The 23,529-nt window shown below is 67.2% G+C and carries 20 protein-coding genes and 1 tRNA gene; 12 read left to right on the top strand and 9 right to left on the bottom strand.

Annotated features, from left to right (window positions below):
• The first annotated feature begins 244 nt into the window (after positions 1–244).
• Positions 245–1,216, top strand: coding sequence for a hypothetical protein (locus DEI81_RS11265; RefSeq protein ID WP_146244083.1), 972 nt, complete (start codon positions 245–247; stop codon positions 1,214–1,216).
• A 371-nt stretch (positions 1,217–1,587) separates the two neighbouring features.
• Entirely contained in the window at positions 1,588–2,028 is a 441-nt protein-coding gene (locus DEI81_RS11260) for a hypothetical protein (protein ID WP_111010805.1), read from the top strand.
• Positions 2,029–2,166: 138 nt separating this feature from the next.
• Here DEI81_RS11260 and DEI81_RS11255 read toward each other — a convergent pair whose 3' ends face one another.
• Together DEI81_RS11255 and DEI81_RS11250 are read right to left on the bottom strand one after the other, a co-directional pair.
• On the bottom strand, positions 2,167–3,702 hold the full coding sequence (locus tag DEI81_RS11255) for a zinc-ribbon domain-containing protein (protein ID WP_181435397.1): 1,536 nt from the start codon (positions 3,700–3,702) through the stop codon (positions 2,167–2,169).
• Between the two features lie 384 nt (positions 3,703–4,086).
• Positions 4,087–5,496 carry a hypothetical protein gene (locus tag DEI81_RS11250; RefSeq protein WP_111010803.1) on the bottom strand — a complete coding sequence of 470 codons (1,410 nt, stop codon included), beginning with the start codon at positions 5,494–5,496 and terminating at the stop codon, positions 4,087–4,089.
• A gap of 501 nt (positions 5,497–5,997) precedes the next feature.
• Between DEI81_RS11250 and DEI81_RS11245 the strand changes: the two genes are divergently transcribed.
• Positions 5,998–7,470, top strand: coding sequence for a hypothetical protein (locus DEI81_RS11245; RefSeq protein ID WP_146244082.1), 1,473 nt, complete (start codon positions 5,998–6,000; stop codon positions 7,468–7,470).
• 825 nt (positions 7,471–8,295) lie between these two features.
• Here DEI81_RS11245 and DEI81_RS11235 read toward each other — a convergent pair.
• The gene (locus DEI81_RS11235; protein WP_146244081.1) at positions 8,296–8,916 is read right to left on the bottom strand and encodes a helix-turn-helix domain-containing protein; all 621 of its coding nucleotides are present in this window, start codon (positions 8,914–8,916) and stop codon (positions 8,296–8,298) included.
• Between the two features lie 79 nt (positions 8,917–8,995).
• On the opposite strand from DEI81_RS11235, the gene DEI81_RS11230 reads away from it, so the two are divergent.
• Complete coding sequence (locus DEI81_RS11230; protein ID WP_111010800.1) at positions 8,996–10,228, top strand: hypothetical protein; 1,233 nt, start codon at positions 8,996–8,998, stop codon at positions 10,226–10,228.
• Between the two features lie 200 nt (positions 10,229–10,428).
• Here the strand turns inward: DEI81_RS11230 and DEI81_RS11225 are convergent.
• Positions 10,429–10,515 (bottom strand) — tRNA-Leu (locus DEI81_RS11225).
• A gap of 86 nt (positions 10,516–10,601) precedes the next feature.
• Here DEI81_RS11225 and DEI81_RS11220 point away from each other — a divergent pair.
• The 7 genes from DEI81_RS11220 to pknB all read left to right on the top strand — a co-directional run bounded on the left by DEI81_RS11220 (position 10,602) and on the right by pknB (position 19,740).
• Positions 10,602–11,279: a DUF3662 and FHA domain-containing protein gene (locus tag DEI81_RS11220; RefSeq protein ID WP_111010799.1), complete on the top strand. Its 678-nt coding sequence runs from the start codon at positions 10,602–10,604 to the stop codon at positions 11,277–11,279.
• A complete protein-coding gene (locus tag DEI81_RS11215; RefSeq protein ID WP_111010798.1) occupies positions 11,279–11,827 on the top strand; it encodes an FHA domain-containing protein in 549 nt (182 codons plus the stop codon). Before DEI81_RS11220 ends, DEI81_RS11215 begins: the two co-directional genes overlap by 1 nt.
• A 6-nt stretch (positions 11,828–11,833) precedes the next feature.
• Positions 11,834–13,162, top strand: coding sequence for a Stp1/IreP family PP2C-type Ser/Thr phosphatase (locus DEI81_RS11210; protein WP_111010797.1), 1,329 nt, complete (start codon positions 11,834–11,836; stop codon positions 13,160–13,162).
• Positions 13,155–14,579: an FtsW/RodA/SpoVE family cell cycle protein gene (locus DEI81_RS11205; RefSeq protein WP_111010796.1), complete on the top strand. Its 1,425-nt coding sequence runs from the start codon at positions 13,155–13,157 to the stop codon at positions 14,577–14,579. Before DEI81_RS11210 ends, DEI81_RS11205 begins: the two co-directional genes overlap by 8 nt.
• A 7-nt stretch (positions 14,580–14,586) precedes the next feature.
• On the top strand, positions 14,587–16,041 hold the full coding sequence (locus DEI81_RS11200) for a penicillin-binding protein 2 (protein WP_111010795.1): 1,455 nt from the start codon (positions 14,587–14,589) through the stop codon (positions 16,039–16,041).
• A complete protein-coding gene (locus DEI81_RS11195; RefSeq protein WP_111010794.1) occupies positions 16,038–17,858 on the top strand; it encodes a protein kinase in 1,821 nt (606 codons plus the stop codon). The genes DEI81_RS11200 and DEI81_RS11195 overlap by 4 nt, the downstream gene beginning before the upstream one ends.
• A 97-nt stretch (positions 17,859–17,955) precedes the next feature.
• Positions 17,956–19,740, top strand: a complete 1,785-nt coding sequence (pknB, locus tag DEI81_RS11190; RefSeq protein WP_258368659.1) for a Stk1 family PASTA domain-containing Ser/Thr kinase — start codon at positions 17,956–17,958, stop codon at positions 19,738–19,740.
• 189 nt (positions 19,741–19,929) lie between these two features.
• On the opposite strand, the gene DEI81_RS11185 is transcribed toward pknB, so the two are convergent.
• Genes DEI81_RS11185 through DEI81_RS11180 form a run of 3 tightly spaced genes read right to left on the bottom strand, consistent with a single transcriptional unit; the run spans position 19,930 to position 21,529 of the window.
• The gene (locus DEI81_RS11185) at positions 19,930–20,580 is read right to left on the bottom strand and encodes an aminodeoxychorismate/anthranilate synthase component II (protein WP_111010792.1); all 651 of its coding nucleotides are present in this window, start codon (positions 20,578–20,580) and stop codon (positions 19,930–19,932) included.
• Positions 20,577–20,738, bottom strand: coding sequence for a hypothetical protein (locus tag DEI81_RS16260; RefSeq protein ID WP_181434571.1), 162 nt, complete (start codon positions 20,736–20,738; stop codon positions 20,577–20,579). The genes DEI81_RS11185 and DEI81_RS16260 overlap by 4 nt, the downstream gene beginning before the upstream one ends.
• Positions 20,739–20,746: 8 nt before the next feature.
• On the bottom strand, positions 20,747–21,529 hold the full coding sequence (locus DEI81_RS11180; RefSeq protein WP_111010791.1) for a class E sortase: 783 nt from the start codon (positions 21,527–21,529) through the stop codon (positions 20,747–20,749).
• A 72-nt stretch (positions 21,530–21,601) separates the two neighbouring features.
• Between DEI81_RS11180 and DEI81_RS11175 the strand changes: the two genes are divergently transcribed.
• A complete protein-coding gene (locus DEI81_RS11175; protein WP_111010790.1) occupies positions 21,602–21,856 on the top strand; it encodes a cell division protein CrgA in 255 nt (84 codons plus the stop codon).
• Positions 21,857–22,030: 174 nt separating this feature from the next.
• Here DEI81_RS11175 and DEI81_RS11170 read toward each other — a convergent pair whose 3' ends face one another.
• Entirely contained in the window at positions 22,031–22,741 is a 711-nt protein-coding gene (locus DEI81_RS11170; protein WP_258368657.1) for a rhomboid family intramembrane serine protease, read from the bottom strand.
• Positions 22,742–22,884: 143 nt separating this feature from the next.
• Positions 22,885–23,439 carry a peptidylprolyl isomerase gene (locus tag DEI81_RS11165; protein WP_111010788.1) on the bottom strand — a complete coding sequence of 185 codons (555 nt, stop codon included), beginning with the start codon at positions 23,437–23,439 and terminating at the stop codon, positions 22,885–22,887.
• Between the last annotated feature and the right edge of the window lie 90 nt (positions 23,440–23,529).

Below are 23,529 nucleotides of genomic sequence, written 5' to 3'. Positions count from 1 at the left end.
CGCCACAGCGCGGCGACGGAACTCCTCAGGCTTCGCAGCAGGCATCACGGACTCCTTCTCCGGGACGATCATCGCCCCAACTCAGGTGTCCGGGAAACCCGGGACAGGTCAGGTGGGAACCCTTCCTCGAAGAGACCCGCTGGCTCATCGCCCTCACCCAACCCGACACCGCAGACGAGCGCAGCTGATGGGGCCCAGGCTCGAATGGGTGGCCGCCGCGTACTCCGGACGGCCGCAGATCACGATGCCGTACGGGCTCGGCGACACCACCGACCTCACCAACACCCTGTCTGTCCTGAAGCTCGCTGGTCTTCGCGCGGTCGTGGAGGCGCACGACACGATCCGCCTCCCCGACGGCCGCCGCGCACCCCTCCCAACACTCACACAACGACCTCGTGACGAAGACCCGAACAACGCGGAGCTGCTTCTTCTGGCACCACGGACCGTGACTGCCAGGCAGATCGCCCTCGCGGAGCAGACCGCGACGGTGCTGCTAGTCGACGTCGACCGACGCCGCGTCTGGATCGACGGCAAGCAGACGCTCGGCACGCAGGAGCGGTGGAAGGACGCAGCACCGATCTACGTCGCCTTCGCCGTCGCGCGGATGCTCGCCGTCAACGGCGCCACCTTCGACAGGTTGGTGCGGACCGGGCTGACTCCCGGACAGGTGGACGACGCGCTCGCACGCCTCGGCAAACGCGTGCACCGCACCGACATCGGCTGGGAGTCGCGACAAGTGGGCGGGCTCGTGGACTTCGCCATAGCCTGCTACCCAGGACCTGGCGGCGTCAGGACCCGATGGACGTCCGACGTTCCGCTCGTCGAGCAGGCGGAACGGCTGATCAGCGCAGGCTGCCGCATCTCCGGCCGCGCCATCTCCGACCGGCCCGGCTACCCCGCCATCAGCAAGCGGGAGATGCCATACCGGCTGGTCGCGTTCACCGAGCAAGAAGTCGACATGGCCGCACTCGGCTTCGAACCCGACACGATCGGCTTCACCGGCACTGAACTCATCCGACCCGCGGACCCCACGATCTTCCTCACCGCAGCCGCTGGCGGCTACACGGACCGTACCGACGACTTCATCACCGCGAACACGCTTCTCCGCGCCGACATGCGCAACGCCGACGATGCGGCATCGCTGCAAGAAGTTCGAGACCGGCTGCAGTTCCTCGCCGACACCGGGTACGACCTCAGGAACGGGTTCCCGAGCTGAGACCGATGCGCGGCCACTGGACCCATCCTGATGGTTGCGCTCGACTGAGCCGTGGCGGGGCCGATGTGCGGGTGTCGATGAATGGGGCAAGCTTGTCTACAATTCGGCCGAGTACCAACCGGAACTGTCGTCCCTCGGCCTGACGGAACTCTTCAGAAGTTGTGAACCGTCTGTCGGCGAGCTGCGCGGTCAGCAGCGCGTTCTTTACCGCTGCTTCAAGGACATTGCCGTGGTACATCGCCAGCCCGTACCGGCCCTACATCTTACGCATGTGGTGGTCTTCGGGCGAGAGGCCTCCTGTAGCACGACGGTATCCTCAGCCCTGGGGTCTAACTGGCCAAGGAAGCCGACCGGCGAGGAAAGGAGTGCGTATGGAACTGCGGCAGGTGTTCCAGCCCGCGGACTACCAGTCCGCGTTCGAAGCGGATGTCGCCGGGTTCAGCACCACCTGGTGGGGACAACGGCTGAAGCGTGCAACGGACGTGCGAGTGGACACGTTCTCCGTGTTCGACGGCGGTGACGAGCTTGCCCGCGTCGAGGTCGATCCGAACGGGACGATCTTCGCGGACTACCTGGGGCTGCGCACACCGATGCCGGGAGCTGAGGTGACGTTCTTCGAGGTGCGGGCGGATCGTCGACGTTCCGGCATCGGCCGGGCGGCGGTCCGATTTCTCCGCGCTCCCTACGCGGACCAGACGATGTTCGCATTTTCGGAGGGCGCCGACGTATTCTGGGCGTCGGTTGGGTGGCGCCGGTTCCCGCGTGCGGACGGTGACGCCGCGTACCGGCCGCTGTTTGTCTCTGCGGCCTGATTCGCCCGGGGCACAGGCCGGCCGGATCAGTGCGGCTCGTTTGGGGGTCTATCGGGCACGGCGGAGAGCAGTCTTGGGATCGCCTGCACCAGCGTGAGTCGATGAATAACCGTGCGTTCGACGGACCGAGGTCCCGCTTCAGCGGAAGAGTGCGGCTTCAGCGCGGATGCGCTCAATGCATTGACGGGCGGTGAGTTCGTCGCTTGAGATGGTCTCGGTCCATCCGGAGGTGCGGGACATGTCTTCGGGTCCGAGCCATATCGGAAGACCAAGGTCCTTTCGCCACCAGCGCTTGATCGCAGCTTCCACCTGCATAGCGTCGACGCCGCGCCGGAAGTGCTCAAGGTTCAAGATTTCCCAGCCCTCGATCTGGAACAGGTCGAGGCGGACGGTGCCCTCGTTGGTGATCCCCACCTTGAACGCGCGGAAATCTGTGTGCTCGAGGAAGTAGACAAAGCCCGGTTTCGACTGTTGAAAGCCGCGGTCGGCACACACCGGGCAGCCCTGGTCGTGGGAGCGATTGTTAACGGTCGACTTCCACTCGTGCCCTTCCGCGTCCTGCCACCAGACGATGCGGTTCGAGTAGACACTCAGCTCTGTCGGGGTGAGCTCACCGTTCTTCGTGGGGTGCCAGGACGCTGCGACGTCCGGTCGTTGGCTGGCAAGGTCGTTGAAGCCAGCAAGTGTGCGGTGGCCGGAGCAGATTGGGCAGCCCACGCCACCACCGGTGCGGCTGGCGACGACGGCGTCCCACTCGTGGCCGAACTCATCAAGCCACCACGCCTTCACTCCCGTCGACGACGTGACGTCCGCCGGCGTCCTCACGCCGTTCTTCGTAGGGTGCCATTCCGCGGCGATGTCAGGCCGACGGGATGCGAGATCGTTGATGCCGACGTGCAATGCGCGCCCCGAGCCGGCTCGCTTCTTGCCTGACGCGATGGCAGTAGTGGCTTCACAAACCGGGCAGCCGAGTCCGAGCGACGTGCGCGCATTGCCGGTCTGGTCCCACTCGTGCCCTTCCTCACAGCGCCACCAAAGCCGCGCTCCGGTGCCCGCGCTCACAGTCGACGGCGCGATGGGCGCGTTCTTCGTCGGGTGGAACTCCAAGGCGAGATCAGGTCGAAGGGTCTCCATGTCGTTGAGGCCGGGGATCAGGCCCTGCGGCAGGGTCCCTGCAATCTTCTCGCGGTGCTTCACAGGGCGACCGAGCGCACGACGAGCACGCTTGGCAGCAGCAAACTCTTCGCCTCGCGGCTCCTTGCATATCGGACAGCCGTTGCCGTTGTACCGGTTCCGGATGATTGCTTCCCATTCGTGTCCCTCGGGGCATACCCACCACGCACGCTTGCCGGTCTGCGGCGCGAGTGTGGTCGGGTCGAGGGTGTTTCTCGTCGGGTGCCACTGCTTGAGGAGGTCCGGTCGCTGCGATGCGAGGTCGTTGAAGCCGGCTAGGACGCGGGCGTTCGCGCAGTAGGGGCAATTGCTACCGTTTGTGCGTGTATTGATCGCCGCGTCCCATTCGTGGCCACACGGGCCCACCCACCACACCTTCTTCGCGGAACCCGGCGTTAGGTGCAGAATGTCAAGGTGCGGGTTGCGGGTCGGGTGTAGTTGCGCGACGAGGTCGGGACGTACGTCGAGGAGATAGCGACGTGTCGGCCCGGCGGTGGTCATACGCTCATTGTAAGGAGTCACACCGCCGTCGAAGAACCGCCCGAAGAGGGCGCACCTGGAGCCTCTGGTGACGTCAACTGCACCAATACGTGGCATCGAGATCGGTCGCTGCCGCGCCCGTCTGCACCTAAAGTACCGTCTGATCCGATCGGTCGATCTGCCCAGAATGCTCGCGACCGACGGAGAGCTAGTGAAGCATCGAGGGCAGGCCAAGTTCGACCGCCTCCTCACCGTTCGGTTCGGCACCGGTTCCGCAACTTTTCCGGCGATGACGGTCAAGGAACGGCTCAGCGGTGCTCACGCCCCCACGGGACTGGAACTCGAAAAAATGCGCGAAGCGCCCTGCCGGCGGACTAGTCGGAACTTGACTCCGGGACGCACTTCTCATTCCCCGCCGCGAGCGCGAGCGTCCTCAGCACCGTTGGTGCGGTCCAGGTGGACTGGCGCGACGCAGATCCGGACCGTGCGTCCCTCACGCGCGAAGCGGAGAATCGGCCATTCGGAGACGGCGGAATCTCCGGCTTGTTCGAAGCCCTCGACCTCTTGAAGTTGCTCGAGGACCTGACCGCGCTTCTTCTCGAAGTCATGTTGCCCGATGAGAACAAGAAGAATCGCAGCGGTGTCCTTCGCGGTGAGGTATCCGAATAGTTGAGGATCGAGCGCGGTCTGCACCACGGTCTTGCTCGTAGCCCACTTGGACTCGATGATGAGGATCTTCTCCGGGCCCCGTCCTTCGCTGAGAACGTCTGCGCGCACGAAGATGTCGGACTTTCCAGAGTGGGAATAGACCTCGCGGTTCGCGCCCGGGGTCGTCGCGTTGAGCGTGGCGGCGAGCAGATCGCTGATCTGGTCTTCGTTCAGGCCGGCGAAGCTCCGCGGGTATCGTTCGACGCTGTTCGCCCAGATGCGAATGATCTGCTGCACTTGCTCGAACGTCCGCTCCGCCAGTCTGGACGCGATCGACATCGTCAATCCGGCCGTAGAAGTCGTCTCCGCGGGCGCCACGTCAGGGTCCTCATCTTCGTTTGGCGCTCCCGGGGCAACGTCAGCGGACGTGCCCACGTCCTCCCCGCCCGCGGACGCCGCGTTGACATCGAGAGCCAGCGGTTCAGCAAGCCACTCGTAGGGGAAATCCAGTGATGCCGTGATCTCCTCGCGGTTGCGGAACTCGTCCCGCATGCCGTCAAGGCGCTCCCGGATTCGAGCGTCCAGTGCGTCGTTGAACTCGTTCGCCTGAGTGGCGATCGCTTCGACAATGGGAGTAACACGGCTACGCCGGTCGGTGATCATGCCCCGCGCATCAACCCTCGCTGCTTCCTCGTCCACGGTCAGGTACAGCGAGGTGTAGAGCATGGGTAGACCGGTCTCGCTTGGATAACCGATCTGCCATGCGTCGGCAAAGTTGTCGAGAGTCAGCGCCGCGGTCGGCGACGGCTCCTCGTCCGAGGTTGGCAGCGTGGGGTGCGCGTCCGGCCAGTAGGTAAGAGCTTCCGCGTCGCCTTCAATCTCGAATGCAGCCCAGTGCCGGGCAACCGACGCGTGGGAGCCATCGCGTCGACGGACAAACTCTCTGGGATCTACTCGAGCGCTTCGACCCCCGCCAAGCCGAGGAGGCGCCGTCCTCGCCTCGGTAACCATCGTGGGCAGCCGGTCCCGGGCGAACTCCTCAAGCTCCTCCGTGGTCCTCAGATCGCGAATAGCGCGGTCGATCTGACCCGCTTTCTGTTCCAGATACCCTGACAGGGGACGGTGGTCGCGGACGAACGTGCTGAAGGGGCGGGTCGCGTCACTCACGGTTCCAATTCTCTTCGAAGATGGCATCCGTCGCGCAAACTTGATGTGACACTGCGGCAGTCTGCTGGTCTTGCTTGCGCCCTGGTGCCCAACTTAGGCAGCAGGTCAGTAGGGGGTGCGCATCGCTGCGGCCGACCGGCGCTGACATGCCGCGCTGAGACCCAGCAGCCCCATCAGGTAAGCGGCGATCGTTGCGTCAGTGGCTTGTGCCAGTTCGAGGAGGCGGTCTCTTGACCCGTCGGCGTTGTGCAAGACCATTGCGGGCACCTGTGATGTCGGCCGCCGGTCATCGCGTCGCAACTGGATAGCAGATGGCCACCCCGTCAGCTGCCGGACGTCCGCTGCCGTTGTGCTTCGCCGGTCAACCGTCGAACGGTCTCACGCCGCTCCGGCGGGTCGACGCCGCCGAAGGAGCAGACGGGGCTGCTCCTTTTTCGTGAGTTGGCCAATCAGGACCGGCCCGCCAGGCCGCTCGGTGGTTTCACCGCTTAGCTTGAAGGCATGGATAACGTGCTCCGCGCCAATGACGTCAGAACAGGCTTACTCAGCGACGGTAAGCACCCCGACCTCATCGCCGCCTCGCTGACCTGGACGGAACTGGGTCCGGAGATCGCCGTGCCGGCATCACCCCAGCAACCGCAGTACGCGGTCATCGAGGAGTGGCTCAAGCCCGGGCGCGGCGGCGTCGACCTGCTGTTCGTCGATGACCGCGGGCCGGTGACCCTCTCGGACGTGCGCTACACAGGCCGGCACGGCAGCACGATCCGCGTTACGAGAGGGAGAGCACGGAACGCGATCTGCCAGTACCCGAAAGTGCTTCCGACGGGAACGGCCGAAGAACGCATCACTCGTGCGCTCGAAACTCCCCTGGCTCCCTCTGTGCTCTGCGTGGAGGAGATCTACTCGACGATTGACGGGCTTGCCCGCTTCAGCGGTTTCGGTCGCATCGAGGTCGCAGACACTGACCAGGAGCATCCCGGGCAGATCGTGCTCACGCGGAGCGTGGAGGAGCATGTCTCTTGGACGGTCGACGCGGAAGACTTCGCTTCCGCTCTGCAGTACGAGGTGCTGCGAACCACACCGTGGCGAGAGAACGACGAGGGCGTCATAGTTCACAACGAGGTCGTCATCCAAACCAAATGGCTCGGCGGGGACGTGCAGCCAGAGATCCTGTTGTGGCAGCAGTACCCGATGCGAAGTCTCCTCGTTCTCGCGTACGGCAAGCGCGTGGAGTGGCGCACTCACCACGTGCGCGGCCAATCGTTCCCGACGAGATACATGCGAGGAGAACCGGACACGATCGACTGGGCGCCGGCCTTCATCGCCGACACCGCATACAGCGCCTTCCAAGACCCGGCGAAGCTCCCCGTGCCACTGTTCGGCATGCCGGCACTCGGTCCAGACGGCATGCGGGCCTGGTTCGCGCGGTGGCTCGACGACGACACCTTCCGGAACCCCATGCAGTCTGCAATCGAAGCGCTTGCAGGATTCACCAGGTTCCTTGAGCCTCGGGTGATGCTGCTCATCAACACCCTGGAAGCACTCGGTGGATGGGTCGTCGGTGCACCTCACGATCAGATCAAGCTAGTGGACGCGATTGCCAACTGCGTACGCGCTGGCGGAGGAAACTGGTCGAATCTCGCACGGCCCCCATTCGACGCCGAGATGCTTGTCGCACAGTTCCTCGCGACACTGCAGAACGACTTGAAACACGGCCAGCGCGGGCAGCGCAGGACAGCTCGTGATCTACGACTCGGTGAGAAGCTCGCGGCCGCCCTGATCCGGATGACCGCCCTGCATGACATCCCCATCGACCCAGATGCAATCCGCTACATCCGTGCGAGCCTGATCGAGGAAGTCGAGAACGACCTCGGACAGGACGAGTTCACCACCGTCGCGCGACCCAATGGCACGGACAAGCAAGGCAACGCGAAGTTCCGTCTCGAAGTGGAACTGATCAGGGTCTCCCGCTGACGCCATCAGTACGACCTTGTCGTCACTCACCGAAATGGCACGTGAGTCACAGTTGGCACCCGAACTGGCCGAAAAGGGACCGCACCGGCCTAAGGGCGTCGAGCGGCATCCAACGAGTTGATCTCCGCTCGGTGGACATCCGCCTTCATGGACCTGACGTGCCCCTCGCTCGCATCGCACTAGAAGGCGAACTGAGCGCCATCAGTCGGGGTGGCCCTGTCCGTGTCAGCTGAGTTCATTCACGAGATTTGACCAGTAGTTCCACGAGCCGATCCCCCGAAGCATCGGCTGGACGAGTGCTTTGACAGCCTTCCCGACATGCTCCAATTCGGCGCCGGGCACTGTCACTACGCGTTAGTACTGCTCTCGGTCATAGGCGGCGCCGCCGTCGTATTACGGAGCAGAGAGGGCAAGAGACCGTTTCCCTTGTGGGCCCGGGAGCGACTGGACATCGACGGAGTCGGAGACATCGACGGAGCCGGAGACATCGACGGAGCCGGAGACATCGACGGAGCCGGAGCACCGCCGTGGTGCTCGCCGCGGTCGGGGTGTACGTGCTGTTCCTGTGCTTGGTGCGCTTGTCTCTTCAACGCCCCATCGCCCGCCTCGGCACAGCGGGCACGATCGTATTGCTCGCCCACGGTTCCACATCTGACGTGTCGTGCTGACACGTCGGTGACGCTGTCCACCGGCGTCGTCGCCACGGCCATGCTTCTCCGCCTGCGGTTAGTGTCCGAGCGGATCGAGCGCACGCACGATGGACGCGGTTATTCATCCGCGACCGGCCCGTGACTGTCTGGCCTGGCCCGTGGCTGTCCGGCCCCGTTAGAGGCCTGACGTTCCACCCAGTTCAGGCACGTGTGCGTCTAAGCCCGACCGCGTGAGCCGTCGAAGGACGACGGCGTCGTCGAGGCCCGCGAAAAGCCAGTGCGGGATCGAGGCGTCGAAGTCGATCGCCTCGTGCGGCCGCAGGAGTCGCGGTTCGCGGTTGCGGCCGAAGTTCACTTCGACGAGGTGCCCCTCGACAAGGTAGATCCACTCCGTCCCGTCGTGCTGCGCTGTCGCGTCCCGTGTCCCCGCTTTGATTGTTTGCTCCACCGGATTCGGCAGCGTCACTTCTGGAGTGACGGAGCGCCAGATGTTGCCATTGCTGCGTACCTCGACAGTCCGAGAAGCCGGGTCACCGGTGCGCAGCGGTCCGAGCAGGTCCCATGGGGCGACGCCGAGCACATCGCAGATGAGCAGCAGTTGCTCGACGCTCGGTGGCTGTCCGGCCTCGATGCGGCGCAGGGCGCTGACCTCGATGCCGGTCCGAGCCGCGAGCTCCGTTCGAGTCATTCGCCCTTCGCGCCGATCGCGCAGCATCGAGGGCAGCGCGTTGACCGCGGCCCTGATCACTTGCTGCGTGAGGGTTGCCCGACCTGGAATCTCGATGCGCCCATTCACTCATCACGGCGGCTCACGACGCCAGCGACACGCCGAACCACAGGCCCGCACAACGGCCCTCGGTCATTACATTGACCACATGGGGGAGCGGTCGCGGGATCCACATCAGTACCAGCCGAAGATCGAACCAGCGCACTGGGAAGCCATCCGTGACTTCGTCCGGGAGGTCGCTACGCAAACCGAGGGGCACATCCCCTACTCGGTCGGCACCGTCTACAACACGATGACTGAGTTCGCGCTCTGGGGGTGGCAGGTCGCTGCGCTTCCGCTCGAGACACGGGCGATGCTGGATCGAAGCGTCATTGCGTACTACATCCAGGTCGGCTGCGGCCAGCTCACCGCAGCGGCCCGCGGGAATCGACGGTCGATTCTGCTGCGCATTGCCAAGTTCTTTGCCACGATCCCAGCGAAGCGGCTCCCGCCCCTGCCGGCGAGCAACCCGTCTGCGCCCTACACCGCGCGAGAGCAAGTATCGATTCTCAGTTGGGCGCGAGCACAATCGACCGCTGACTACAAGGTCGACCAGCTCGGAGAGAAGGGCGGCTACATGGGCGCGATTCAGGTCGAGGGAGCTTGGTACTGCCCTGCGATGCCAGCCGATCTCATCAACGCCACGAAGGACGTCCGCGCCCACAGAATCGACTTCGAAACGTGGCGCACGCGCATCGACAGCCGCGAGAAGTACCTCCTGCGCCGGAAGCAGAAGCCAGACGCCCGAGGAGATGTGCCAATGATGTGCCCGGCCATCGGCCCGAACGCAACCCTCGACTGCCCGTGGCGGCAAGGCCAACGCAAAGCCGAGTGGGACCTCATTAAGGACAAGCGCCGCCGCACGAAGACACCGTTCCCCGTCCTCGAGAGCCAGCTGCCCGACCGCCGCCTGCCCATCTGCACCAACAAGGCGTCCGTCACGTTCCCACTCGCCACCGACGCGAAGTACATCCAAGCTGTCCGCTTCGGCACCAAGACGTGGAAGAAGCTGTACAGCCACGCCCGCAACATGATCGAGTCAGCGAACCGATACGTGAAGGACGACGCAAAGGAAGCCCTGAGCTCGGAAGGACGACGGCGAGCGCGCGGCTCATCCCAGCAATACGTGATGGTCTCCATGCTGATCTTCGCCGCCAACCTTCGCCGCATCAACACCCACAAGTTCGGCCAGCCGTACGCACCACGCACCATCCCTGACATCCGCCGCCGCGACATCACCAACGGGTACCTCTACGACCCCGAGACCAACACCGGCATCGCCCCCAACGCGGGTATCCCTGGAGGGTTCATCGCCGACGACGTCTTCTCCGGAGACATCTAGGGCGCAGCCGTGGACTGGGCCGCCCTCGCCGACGGAAGTGCCGCTGGCACTGAAGAGGAAGTGGACCTCCCCGCCGAGGAGATCGACGCCGACGACTGACAGACAAGTCGAAACGAACTGAGGCCGCTGCCCTCTCGGGCAGCGGCCTCATCTCTTGCTGGGTTTTCGAGATGTACCGAAGCAGTTTCCAGTACAACCCCTGGTGCGCGAGGGGGGACTTGAACCCCCACGCCCTCACGGGCACACGGACCTGAACCGTGCGCGTCTACCAATTCCGCCACTCGCGCCAGCCGGACGACTCTAGCACGCACAGGAAGGAACCCACGCCAACCACTACCATGCATGAGTCGGCGACCGCGATCACGGGAGACCCATGGGCCTACTGGACAGTTTCGAGCGAGGGCTCGAGCGCGCGGTCAACGGCGCGTTCGCGAAGACCTTCCGCTCGGGCGTGCAGCCGGTCGAGATCTCGGCGGCGCTCCGACGCGAGCTCGACACCAAGGCGGCGGTGGTCACGCGCGAGCGCATCCTCGTGCCGAACGAGTTCACGGTCCGGCTCGCGCCGCCGGACTACTCGCGCATGAACGACATCGGCCGGCCGCTCATCGACGAGCTCACCGGCCTCGTCCAGCAGCACGCGGTCGCACAGAACTACTCGTTCTCCGGTCCGGTCCAGATCACGCTGCGGCAGGACGGCACGCTCTCGACCGGGATCCTGCAGGTCGACTCCACGACGGTCCGTCGTGACGTCACGTGGGCCGGCGTGCTCGACATCGGATCGCAGCGCCATCACCTCAAGGTCGGCCGCACCGTCATCGGTCGCGGTTCGGACGCCGACATCACGGTCGCCGACACCGGCACGAGCCGTCGGCACGTCGAGGTCGTGTGGGACGGCAAGCACGCGCAGGCGACGGACCTCGGCTCGACGAACGGATCCAAGCTGAACGGCGAGCGCTTCGAGCGTGCGATCGTGGAGCCGGACTCCACCATCGAGATCGGACGGACCCGTATGGTGTTCCGGGTGGTCCCGGAAGCCGACGGAGGAGCGTGATGACGAGCAGCCTGACACTCCTCGTGCTGCGCTTCGCGTTCCTCGCGGTGCTGTGGCTGTTCGTGTTCGCGATCGTGTTCGCCCTCCGGAGCGATCTGTTCGGGCAACGCACCCGGTCCATCCCGACCGACGCCAAGAACCAGCAGCAGGGTCCGAGCACGCCGCCACTGCCGACCAACGCCACGGCTGGCCGCGCGGATCCGGGCGCGTTCACCGAGGCCATCCGGCCTGGAGGCCCACCCGCGTCCGCCACGCAGGTCGCCACCCGACTCGTCATCACCGACGGCGCGCGCGAGGGCATGGAGATGCCCCTCGGGCGCGGTCCGATCACGATCGGTCGAGCGAGCGACAGCAACGTCGTCATCCGCGACGACTACACGTCCACCAACCACGCCCGCCTCGACCTCCGCCCCGAGGGGTGGTTCATCACCGACCTCGACTCCACGAACGGCACCTTCCTCGACGGCCAGCGCGTCTCCGCGCCGATGCCGGTCCGGGAGCGCACCCCGATCACCATCGGGACGACGACGTTCGAGCTGCGGCGGTAGCGCCGGATGGCAGCCCGTACCCTCAGTGCCGCCGTGTCCCACGTGGGCCGGATCCGCGCGAACAACCAGGACTCCGGATACTCGGGGGCGTACCTGTTCGCGGTCGCCGACGGCATGGGCGGGCACGCGGGGGGTGACGTCGCCTCCGCGATCGCGATCCGCCGCATCCGCGAGGTCGACCGCGAGTTCCCGTCGGCCCACGACGCGGAGTTCGCGCTGCAGGCCGCGCTCATCGCGGCGAACCAGCTCATCACCGAGACGGTGTTCGAGCACCAGGAGCTCACGGGCATGGGCACGACCGTGTCCGCGATGATCCGCGTGGGCGACCAGATCGCGATCGCGCACATCGGCGACTCCCGCATCTACCGCTTCCGGGACGGCGAGCTCAAGCAGATCACCGCCGACCACACCTTCGTGCAGCGGTTGGTCGACAGCGGGCGCATCACGCCGGAGGAAGCCGCGGTCCACCCGCGGCGGTCCGTCCTCATGCGGGTGCTCGGCGACGTCGACGCGGCGCCCGAGGTCGACACCGCGGTCATGGACATCCAGCCCGGTGACCGGTGGCTGCTCTGCTCCGACGGCCTGTCGAGCTACCTCGCCGAGGAGCGCATCCGCCACGCGCTCGCGTCCGAGATGGACGCCAACCAGGTGACGCAGCGCCTCGTCAAGGAGACCCTCGACCACGGCGCACCGGACAACGTCACCGTCGTGGTGATGGACGTGACCGAGGACGTCCCGGACGACGTCGACGACGCCGCGACGACCGTCGGGTCCGCCGCCGCGCCGCTGACGTTCGAGGCGTCGACGGGCCGCAAGCCGATCCGGCTGCCGACGATCCTGCTCCACCCCCTCAAGGTCACGACGGCGCCCGAGGACTCACACTTCGAGCCCGAGTCCGACCAGTACTTCGCCGAGCTCATCGCGGAGGACCGCCGCCGGCGCCTGCGTCGTCGCATCTCGTGGACGATCGCGTTGGTCGCTGCGGTCGTCGTGCTCGTCGGCGTCGTGTTCCTCGGCTACCGGTGGACCCAACAGCACTACTACGTGGGCGCCGACGGCAGCAACGTGGCCATCTTCAAGGGCGTGCAGCAGGGCATCGGTCCGGTGCACCTGTCGAGTGTGTACGAGGACTCGGACCTCCGGGTCGGCGACCTGCCCGCGTACACGCGTGAGAACGTCCGCCAGACCATCAACGCGTCGTCCCTGTCGGACGCGCGGGCCATCATCCGCCGTCTGGAGGCCGCGGCCGAGTCCGACGCGGACGGTGACGGCACCGGGACGCCGACGCCCACACCCACGCCGACGCCGACGCCGACGGGAGGCGCGCATGGCTGACATCGCCGCCCGCCAGTCCCTGACGCAGACCATCACCATCAAGCTGCGCGAACCGGCGCGCGCCCGCAACCTGGAGCTCGGCCTCCTCGTCATCGCCTGCGGCATCTGCGCCGGCGCGATGCTGCTCGTCCAGCTCGGCGTGCACAACCGGATCGACGTGCCGATCCTGATCGAGGGCGCGGCCATCCTCGTGCTGGCCCTCGTGATGCACGTGGTCCTCCGCATCGTCGCGAAGAACGCGGACCCGTTCATCCTGCCGATCGCCCTCGTGCTCAACGGCATCGGGATCGCCGAGATCTACCGGATCGACCTGCACACACCGAGCGCCACCGGATGGGGCAGCGCCGGGGTCCGGCAGATCGCCTGGACCTGCATGGCCATGGTGATGGCGATCCTGGTGCTCCTGCTCGTCCGGAACCACCGCTTCCTCCAGCGCTACCGCTACATCTTCATGCTCGTCAGCATCGTGCTGTTGTTGCTGCCGATGCTCCCCGGCATCGGACGCACCATCTACGGCGCGCGCGTCTGGATCGGCATCGGACCGTTCTCGTTCCAGCCGGGCGAGCTCGCCAAGATCTCGCTCGCGCTGTTCTTCGCCGGGTACCTCGTGACGGCGCGCGACAGCCTGTCGATCGTGGGCCGCCGGATCCTCGGCGTGCAGCTGCCGCGGGCCCGCGACCTCGGGCCGATCCTCATCGTGTGGGGCGCGGCGATGAGCGTCCTCGTGTTCCAGCGCGACCTCGGGACCTCGCTGCTCTACTTCGGCCTGTTCCTCGTGATGATCTACGTGGCCACGGGCCGCGCGAGTTGGGTGATCATCGGCTTGATCCTGTTCGTGGGAGGCGCGCTCATCGCCGCGCAGACCCTCACCTACGTGCACGGCCGGTTCCAGGCCTGGCTCGAGCCGTTCGACAACACCATCTACAACCGGCAGTTCTCCGGGAGCTACCAGCTCGTGACGGGTCTGTTCGGGTTCGCCAACGGCGGCATCACCGGCACGGGCCTCGGCCAGGGACGCCCGTACCTGACCCCGCTCGCCCAGAGCGACTACATCTTCTCGGCCATCGGCGAAGAACTCGGGCTCGTCGGCGTCTTCGCGATCCTCGGACTGTTCCTCCTGCTCGTCTCGCGCGGGTTCCGCGTGGCGTACGCCGGCCAGGACGACTTCGGCCGACTCCTCGGGGTCGGGCTCGGCTTCGTCATCGCGCTGCAGACCTTCATCGTGATCGGCGGCGTCACGCGCGTCATCCCCGTGACGGGTCTGACCACGCCGTTCATGGCCGCGGGTGGATCCTCACTCGTGGCGAACTGGATCATCGCGGCGATGCTCCTGCGCCTCACCGACTCCGTCCCGGCGGAGCAGCGGGTGCAGCAGGGCGTCGCCACGGCCGCCATCGACACGAGGACAGGACGGTGACCCGCCCGTGAAACGCCAACTCCGCTCGATCTCGACCGTGGTCGTGCTCATGTTCGTCGCGCTCTTCGTGTCGACGACGAGCATCCAGTTCTTCTCGGCCCAGCAGCTCCGGGCCGACTCCCGGAACTCCCGGACGATCCTCGACAGCTACTCGACCAAGCGCGGGGCGATCCTGGTCGACGGCACCCCCATCGCCGAGTCGAAGCCCGTGGACGACCAGTACAACTACCAGCGCACCTACGCGAACGGCGACCTGTACAGCGCCGTGACCGGGTACTTCACCATCGGACAGGGCGAGACCGGGGTCGAGAGCGCCGAGAACTCCTACCTCGCGGGCACGAGTTCCGACAGCTTCTTCAGCAACATCAACTCGATCCTCACCGGGCAGGACGTCCAGGGCGACGACGTCAACCTGACGATCGACCCGCAGGTGCAGCAGGCCGCGTTCGACGCACTCGGCTCGAACACCGGCGCGGTCGTCGCCATCGAGCCGAAGACCGGCAAGATCCTCGCCATGGTGTCGAAGGCGTCGTTCGACCCCAACACGCTCGCCGTGCACGACACGAAGCAGGTCCTGGCCCAGTACCACGCCCTCCTGTCCGCCGAGAGCCAGCCGCTGCAGAACCGCGCGATCGCCGGCGACCTGTACGCGCCGGGGTCCACGTTCAAGCTGATCGTCGCTTCCGCCGCCTTCGCGAGCGGTGACTACGACCTCGACTCGACGCTGCCGAACCCGTCGACACTGACCCTGCCGGGCACGAGCCGCACGATCAACAACGCAGAGGGCGGGTCCTGCGGCGGTGGCAACACGGTCACCATCGCCGTCGCGATCCAGAACTCGTGCAACATCCCGTTCGCGGAGCTCGGCCAGAAGCTCGGCTACGACGCCATCAACGCGATGGCCAAGCAGTACGGCTTCGGCGACAGCGTCCACGTGCCGATGGCGAGCACGCCGAGCCAGTACCCGCAGACCGACGGCACCGCCGAGCTCATGCGGAGTGCCTTCGGTCAGCAGAGCGTCCGGGTGACCCCGCTCCAGATGGCGATGGTGTCGGCCGGCATCGCGAACGGCGGCCGGGTGATGAGCCCCACGCTCATCGACAAGATCACGACGAGCGACCTGAAGACGGTGGTCCCGTTCCAGGCCAAGCAGTACGGCGACCCGATCTCGTCCGACGTCGCCTCCGACCTGACCAAGGCCATGGAGAGCGTCGTCGACAACGGCACCGGCACCAATGCGAGAATCGACGGGGTCGACGTGGCGGGCAAGACGGGCACCGCCGAGAACGGGACGGGCGATCCCTACACGCTCTGGTTCACCGGGTTCGCCCCCGCGAAGGACCCGCAGGTCGCCGTCGCCGTGGTCGTGGGGAACGGCGGCGGACTCGGACAACAGGGCGTGGGCAACACGGTCGCGGCTCCGATCGCGAAGAAAGTCATGGAGGCGGTGCTGAACAAATGAGACCCACCAGCGGACTCACCTTCGGTGGGCGGTACCAGCTCTCCTCCCGCGTCGCGATCGGCGGCATGGGCGAGGTGTGGCAGGCGACCGACCTCGTCATCGGTCGCACCGTCGCGCTCAAGATCCTCAAGGACGAGTACCTCGGCGACCCCGGGTTCCTCGAGCGCTTCCGCGCGGAGGCCCGACACGCGGCACTCGTCAACCACGAGGGCATCGCGAACGTCTTCGACTACGGCGAAGAGGACGGCAGCGCCTACCTCGTCATGGAACTCGTCCCCGGCGAGGCGCTCTCGACGCTGCTCGAGCGTGAGCACACACTCCCCGTCGACAAGGTCCTCGACATCGTCGCGCAGACTGCCAACGCCCTGCAGGCCGCGCACGCGGTCGGGCTGGTGCACCGGGACATCAAGCCCGGCAACCTGCTGATCACCCCGGACGGCCGGGTGAAGATCACGGACTTCGGCATCGCGCGCATCGCCGACCAGGTCCCCCTGACCGCGACGGGTCAGGTGATGGGCACCGTGCAGTACCTGTCGCCGGAGCAGGCGAGCGGTCACCCGGCGTCGCCCTCGACGGACATCTACTCGCTCGGGATCGTCGCCTACGAGTGCCTCGCGGGCAAGCGTCCGTTCACGGGTGAGTCCCAGGTCGCGATCGCGATGGCGCACATCAACGAGCAGCCCCCGGAGCTCCCGGCGTCGATCCCCGAGCCCGTGCGCGATCTGGTGATGTCCTGCATCGCGAAGAAGCCCGCCGACCGCCCGGCGACCGCGGCGAACCTCGCCCGCGCGGCGCAGGCACTCCGACGTGGTGACGTCGCCGCGGCCACCGTCGCCGTCCCGGCGCTCGGCGCAGCCACGGTCGCCTTCAACCCGCCGGTCGGCAACGACGACGCCACGAGCATCATCGGGACCCAGGCCACGCAGCGGCTCGCTCCGACGCCGGGGCCGGCCGTGCCCAGGGGCCCCGGCACCCCCCCGACTCCCGACGACGACGGCCGGAAGCGCCGGCCCTGGTTGTGGCCCCTCATCGTCCTCGGGGCGCTCCTCGTCGCGGCGCTCGTCATCGGCGGCATCGTGTTCGCGAACCGCGGCAACCAGCAGGACCCGAGCGCGTCGGAGACCCCATCGCACGCGTCCACGCCGAAGCGGTCCGAGCCGAGCGACAGCCCGAGTTCCACGCCGACCACCGCCCAGCCCCAGACCGTCACGGTGAACGAGGGCGACTACACGGGCAAGAACGTCGACGACGTGGCGGCCGCGCTGCGCGCCGAAGGGTTCACCGTCAAGGTCGTCACCGGCGATCCGGCGTCGAGCACGACGCCGGAGAACACGGTGCAGTCCATCGACCCCACCGGCAACCTGCCGTACGGCTCCACCATCACCGTCAAGGCCTACGGGCCCATGCCGTCGGCGCCCACCCCGTCCACGGCCACCGCCTCGCCGATCTCGTCGGACGGCACCTTCACGGCGACCTGGCCGGCGTACACGCAGTGCCCGACCGGCTACAGCCTCACCGGGTACTCGTACACGATCCAGAACGGCACGGACGGCTCCGGGGCGTCCTCGGGGGCGACCCGCGGCACGTCGGTCCGCGTCTCCGCAGGCTCGCCCGGAACGGTGTCCCTCACCTACACCGTCAACTGCGGGGACCTGCAGTCGGGCTCGTCCCAGCCGCTCACCGTGCAGTACCAGCCGGCCGCGACGAGCACGCCCACACCGAGCTCCGCCGGGACCCCGGGTACCCCCGGCACCTCGAACGACGACGCGAACAACGTGCTCGACCAGATCGCGAACCGGGTCGGTCTGCACCGCTGATGACCTTCCGATAACGGTTCGCCACCGGGTCCCCCGCGCCAGCGATCCGTCAGGAACCCCTGCCGTACACTGATCGCGACGGACACTCGGAGGACACGTGGCAGAAGGTGTGACCGCGGGGATCTCCCTCCTCGCCGGCCGGTACGAGATCGGCGACACGATCGGCCGGGGCGGCATGGCGACGGTCCACATCGGCAACGACACCCGGCTCGGTCGTCGGGTCGCGGTCAAGCTCCTCAAGCCGAGCCTGGCGAACGACCCCTCGTTCCGCACGCGCTTCCGGCAAGAGGCCCAGGCCGCCGCGCGCATGGCCCACCCGACCATCGTCCGCGTGTACGACGCCGGTGAGGAAACGGTGACCGAGCCCTCCGGTGCCGAGGTCCAGGTGCCGTACATCGTCATGGAGTTCGTCGAGGGCCGTCCGCTCAGCGACATCCTCACCGACGGCCCGCTCGCTCCGGACGAGGCCGTCCGCATCACCGAGGGCATCCTCACCGCGCTCGAGTACAGCCACCGTGCGGGTGTCGTGCACCGGGACATCAAGCCCGCGAACGTCATGGTGACGCAGTCCGGCCAGGTCAAGGTCATGGACTTCGGGATCGCGCGGGCCATCACCGACACCTCGGCGACCGTAGCCCAGACGACCGCGATCCTCGGAACCGCCTCGTACTTCTCCCCCGAGCAGGCCCGCGGCGAGACCGTCGACGCCCGCACCGACCTGTACTCGACGGGCATCGTCCTGTTCGAGCTGCTCACCGGTCGTCCGCCGTTCCGCGGGGACTCGCCCGTGGCGGTCGCCTACCAGCACGTCAGCGAGCAGCCTGCCGCCCCGAGCACCGTGAACCCAGCCGTGTCGCCCGCACTCGACGCGGTCACGCTGCGCGCCCTCGCGAAGGACCGGTCGCAGCGGTTCCAGAGCGCCGCGGAGTTCCGCCGTGACCTCCAGCAGGCCGCGTCCGGGCACGTCCCCGCGACGCGTCGACTACCGGCCGCCGCCGACGCCTCGACCGTCCTGTTCGGCGTCGACCCCCGGACCTCCGACAGCGCCGACGCGGCCTTCCGCGAGCTCGACGACCCCGATGACGCCCGCCCGCAGCGGACGCAGAGCCGACCGCCCGTGGCGTGGATCTGGCTCGGCGTCATCGTCATCGCAGCCGTCGTGATCGCCGTCGTCTGGTGGGTCGCGAACCTCCAGCCATCCACGTCGTCCGTGTCCTCGTCGGTGTCCGTGCCGAACGTGGCCGGCGCGACCTGGCAGACCGGGCAGAAGGCCCTGGAGAAGCGCCATCTCGTCGCAGTCCGCGTCGACAAGAACTCGACGTCGGTCCCGAAGGACACCATCATCCGGACCACGCCCGGCGCCGGCACGAACGTCGCGCCCCAGCAGAACATCCGGGTCGTGGTCTCGGCCGGTCCGGCGCAGGTCGCCGTGCCGGACGTGACGAACCAGTCCCAGGACGCCGCCGAGACCACCCTGAAGTCGCAGGGCCTCAAGATCGGCAGCAGCAACTCGGGGTACTCGGCGACCGTGCCCGCAGGCACCGTCCTCAGCACCGACCCGGGCTCGGGCACGACCGTCAACAAGGGCTCGGTCGTGAACATCGTCGTCTCGAACGGCAAGATCCAGCTGCCCGACGTCACGAAGCAGCCCTTCTCGACGGCGAACGCGACACTCGCCGGCCTCGGGCTCACCGTGCAGCCGCAGCCGGACTACACCTGCACGGGCAGCACCGTGACACAACAGTCGCTCCCGCCGGGCGATCAGCCGCAGGGCTCGACCGTGCAGCTGACGTACTGCGCCGCCTCCGCGCAGCCCACGCAGACATCGACGCCGGCACCCACCCAGAGCAGCGACTCCGGGAACGGCGACGACGACCACTGACGGTTCGTCGACCGTCCGGGGCGCCGCCTCCAGCGGACCGCGTGGTCCTCTCCGGACCGCGTGACCCTCATCGGAGATCGCGTGAGCCTCACCGGGCCGCGTGATTCTCATCGGGCCGCGTGACCCTCGTCGGGCCGCGCGTCGCCCTCGTCGGGCCGCGCGTCGCCCTCAGCGGTCCGCGCGTCGCCCTCAGCGGTCCGTCGAGGGCGACGTGATGAGCGGACCGAGTCCGTCCGCGGCCGTGGCGGCACCCGCGAGCCCGGTCAGCTCGAGCCAGTTCCCCACCATGCGGTACCCGCCCTCGGTCAGGACGGACTCCGGGTGGAACTGCACGCCGAACACCGGAGCGTCCCGGTGCTGGACCCCCATGATCACACCCCCGGTCGTCCGCGCGGTGACCTCGAGTTCGTCGGGCACCGTGCCGTCGACCACCGCGAGCGAGTGGTACCGGGTCGCCGTGAACGGCTGCGGAACGCCGACGAACAGCGGGCTGTCGTCGTGCATCACGCTCGACGTCTTGCCGTGCATGAGTTCCTCGGCGTGGGTCACCGTGGCCCCGAGCGCCTCCGCGATGGCCTGGTGTCCGAGGCACACCCCGAGCAACGGCACGTCGGCGCCGATCGCAGCATGCACGGCGGGGATCGAGACGCCGGCAGCGGCGGGAGCGCCGGGCCCCGGCGACAGCAGGACGCCGTCGTACTCGGCGATGCGGTCGGCGATGGCGTCCGCATCGATCGCGTCGTTGCGGACCACGTCGGTCTCGGCACCGAGCTGTTGCACGTAGCCGTTGAGCGTGTAGACGAAGCTGTCGTAGTTGTCCACGACCAGGATCCGGCTCATCGGTGGCCGACCGTCACGTCGGGGGTGGGGATCAGCTCCTGCACCCAGGGGAACACCCACAGGTCGAGGACGGCGAGGACGATCGCGACGAGGACCAGGACCTCGACGATCCGTACCCACACCGGACCGGGCAGGACCCGCCAGAGCGCACCGTACATGTGGTCTCCTAACCCTTGACCTCGGACGCGATGGCCGTCGGCGCTCCCGCGGACCGTGGCTGCCACGAATCGAACACACTGAAGGCGACGATGCGCTCCTGCGCCGAGTACATCGGGTTGCAGCTCGTCATCGTCATGATCCGGTCCTTCGTCGCGACGCCGACGTCGTCGGGGTCCTGGTCGAGGACCGTCACCTGCGTCGGCGGCACGTACTCCAGGTTGCGGAACGTGTAGGTGTAGAAGCCGTCCGCGGTCTCGAGGTAGATCTTGTCGCCGACCTGGAGGTTCGCGATCTGGTTGAACGGGGCGCCGTGCGTCGTGCGGTGACCGGCGACGGCGAAGTTCCCGACCTGACCGGGCATCTGGGTGTGGTCGTAGTGCCCGATGCCGATCGTGTCGAGTGTGCCCGCCGTGGTCGTGCCGCCGGCCATGGGGACGGCGTAGGTCGCACCGAACCGGGGCACGTACATGACGCCGAACACCTTGGTGTTGCCGGGCTGCGCGCTGACCTTCGGCGGACCGTACCCCTGCGTGGGGGTGGGCGCTGGCGTCGAGATCGCGCCGAGCGACTTGCTGAACTGCTGGGCCTGGTGTTCGTGCTGCTTGGCGACGACCAGGTCGTTGAACCACTGCTGCCAGGCGATGAACAGGAGGACGAGCACACCCGCCGTGATGAGCAGGTCGCCCAGGACACCGAGGACGGTCACGTGGCCTCGGCGTCGACGACGGCCCCCCGTGTCCGGGGACGGGGCATGAGCGTCGCCCTCGACGGGCACCTCGGTCACGGTCATGTGGTTCGTCCCCCGTCCGACAGCCCACCCACCCGAGCGGGTGGCAGATGTGTTGACGGTAGGATACCGGCCATGGCCAAGCAGAAGGACCGTACGAAGCCCGCCCGGCAGGCCCGAGCCGACTCGGTCGACACTGCCGGCGGTGCACCGAACCCGGTGTGGTTCAAGCCGGTCATGTTCGGCTTCATGCTCGTCGGCCTCGCCTGGGTCATCGTGTTCTACGTCTCGCAGGGAACGCTGCCCGTGCCGACGCTCGGGTCGCTCAACATCCTGATCGGCTTCGGGATCATGTTCATCGGGTTCCTCATGACGACGAAGTGGCGCTGAGGCGAACACGATCTGTCCGCCGGGTGACGGCGGAGCCTAGTGGACTTACACAGCTGTGATTATCCCCAATGTGGACATGGCTGTGGATAACTCATCCCCCTCTTCGGGGGGAGACGGAAGGCCCGCGGACCGGACGGTCCGCGGGCCTTCGTGTGTCGGGCCTCCCGACGGTGCTCACGTGTACACGGCGTAGGCCGCTGCGGCGATGGCGACCGCGACGACGGCCTCGGCGACGAGCAGGGTGATCTGGAGCCCACGCCGTCGGACACTGCGGGTCCGGGTGAAGATGAAGCCCGTCACGAACCCCGCGACGACGCCGCCGACGTGCGCCTGCCATGCGACGCCGGCGACCAGGAACCCGATCACCAGGTTGAGCCCGATGATGACCAGGATCTGGACCGCGTTGCCACCGAGACTCCGCTGGAGCACGAAGAACACCGCGAACAGCCCGAAGATCGCCCCGGAGGCGCCGATCACCGTGGTCTGCGGCGCCAGCACCGTCACCGCCACCGAACCGACGAGACCGCTGATGAAGTACAGCGCCACGAACCGCCAGGTCCCGAGCATCTGCTCGAGCATGCGGCCGAAGATCCACACGGCCCACATGTTGAACAGGATGTGCAGGAAGCTGCCGTGCACGAACATCGTCGTGATCAACCGCCACGGCTGCGTCGGCAGCCAGTACGGGTTGTAGTCCAGCGCGGCGGTGACCGGCCCGTTCGTCCCGCCGGTCAGCATCTGCAGCAGCCAGATGGCGACGCTGACGACGACGATGACCGTCGTCGCTTTCTGGTCGATCATGCCGAAGCGACGCCGTGCCACCGTGAAGGTGCTCGGGCCGACGGTCCGGCGGTTCGACGAGAACTGCGCGCGCTGCTCACGCACGCACTCGGGGCAGTGCACCCCGACGGCGGCCGGTGTCTGGCACTCGGTGCAGATCGTCCGCCCGCAACGCTGACACAGGATGAAGCTCTGCCGGTCCGGGTGCCGGTAGCAGAAGTTCGCTCGGTCTTGGGAGAAGTCGGTCACTACGCCCCGGCGCCAGCGGAGTCGGTCACGTCGATGCTCTGGATGACGACGTCCTCACGCGGCTTGTCGCGGCCGTCGGTGGGCACGGCCTCGATCGCGTCGACGACCGCGCGCGACTCGTCGTCGGCGACCTCACCGAAGATCGTGTGCTTGCCCTGCAGCCACGGGGTGGCGACGGTCGTGATGAAGAACTGCGAGCCGTTGGTGCCGCGGCCACCCTGGGTGCCGGCGTTCGCCATCGCCAGGATGTACGGCTGCTGGAACGTGAGCTCCGGGTGGATCTCGTCGTCGAAGCGGTAGCCTGGGCCGCCGATGCCCTGGCCGAGCGGGTCACCGCCCTGGATCATGAAGTCCTTGATGATGCGGTGGAACACGACGCCGTCGTACAGCTTGTCCGTCGACACCTTGCCGGTACCCGGGTGCGTCCACTCCTGCGTGCCCGTGGCGAGTCCGACGAAGTTCGCGACCGTCTTGGGTGCGTGGTTGCCGAAGAGGTTGACGCGGATGTCGCCGAGGTTGGTGTGGATGGTTGCAACAGCGGTGTGCGAAGACATGTTGCCATTCTCGCATGCGCTCCCGGGTCGTTCATGGTACTTCCAGACGAGGCACCGTGACCTGCCAGGGTCTCCGGTGGCAGGATGGGC

The organism is Curtobacterium sp. MCBD17_013 (assembly GCF_003234565.1).
Lineage (GTDB): Bacteria > Actinomycetota > Actinomycetes > Actinomycetales > Microbacteriaceae > Curtobacterium.
Note: the sequence above shows the minus strand (reverse complement) of the source record. Positions and strands in the feature narration are given on the sequence as shown.

What these genes read in the sequence shown, in the direction of transcription:
- DEI81_RS11265 (WP_146244083.1), top strand. Translation starts at nt 245, where the DNA reads ATGCCGTACGGGCTCGGCGACACCACCGACCTCACCAACACCCTGTCT.
- DEI81_RS11260 (WP_111010805.1), top strand. Translation starts at nt 1,588, where the DNA reads ATGGAACTGCGGCAGGTGTTCCAGCCCGCGGACTACCAGTCCGCGTTC.
- DEI81_RS11255 (WP_181435397.1), bottom strand. Translation starts at nt 3,702, where the DNA reads ATGACCACCGCCGGGCCGACACGTCGCTATCTCCTCGACGTACGTCCC.
- DEI81_RS11245 (WP_146244082.1), top strand. Translation starts at nt 5,998, where the DNA reads ATGGATAACGTGCTCCGCGCCAATGACGTCAGAACAGGCTTACTCAGC.
- DEI81_RS11230 (WP_111010800.1), top strand. Translation starts at nt 8,996, where the DNA reads ATGGGGGAGCGGTCGCGGGATCCACATCAGTACCAGCCGAAGATCGAA.
- DEI81_RS11220 (WP_111010799.1), top strand. Translation starts at nt 10,602, where the DNA reads ATGGGCCTACTGGACAGTTTCGAGCGAGGGCTCGAGCGCGCGGTCAAC.
- DEI81_RS11215 (WP_111010798.1), top strand. Translation starts at nt 11,279, where the DNA reads ATGACGAGCAGCCTGACACTCCTCGTGCTGCGCTTCGCGTTCCTCGCG.
- DEI81_RS11210 (WP_111010797.1), top strand. Translation starts at nt 11,834, where the DNA reads ATGGCAGCCCGTACCCTCAGTGCCGCCGTGTCCCACGTGGGCCGGATC.
- DEI81_RS11205 (WP_111010796.1), top strand. Translation starts at nt 13,155, where the DNA reads ATGGCTGACATCGCCGCCCGCCAGTCCCTGACGCAGACCATCACCATC.
- DEI81_RS11195 (WP_111010794.1), top strand. Translation starts at nt 16,038, where the DNA reads ATGAGACCCACCAGCGGACTCACCTTCGGTGGGCGGTACCAGCTCTCC.
- DEI81_RS11185 (WP_111010792.1), bottom strand. Translation starts at nt 20,580, where the DNA reads ATGAGCCGGATCCTGGTCGTGGACAACTACGACAGCTTCGTCTACACG.
- DEI81_RS16260 (WP_181434571.1), bottom strand. Translation starts at nt 20,738, where the DNA reads ATGTACGGTGCGCTCTGGCGGGTCCTGCCCGGTCCGGTGTGGGTACGG.
- DEI81_RS11180 (WP_111010791.1), bottom strand. Translation starts at nt 21,529, where the DNA reads ATGACCGTGACCGAGGTGCCCGTCGAGGGCGACGCTCATGCCCCGTCC.
- DEI81_RS11175 (WP_111010790.1), top strand. Translation starts at nt 21,602, where the DNA reads ATGGCCAAGCAGAAGGACCGTACGAAGCCCGCCCGGCAGGCCCGAGCC.
- DEI81_RS11165 (WP_111010788.1), bottom strand. Translation starts at nt 23,439, where the DNA reads ATGTCTTCGCACACCGCTGTTGCAACCATCCACACCAACCTCGGCGAC.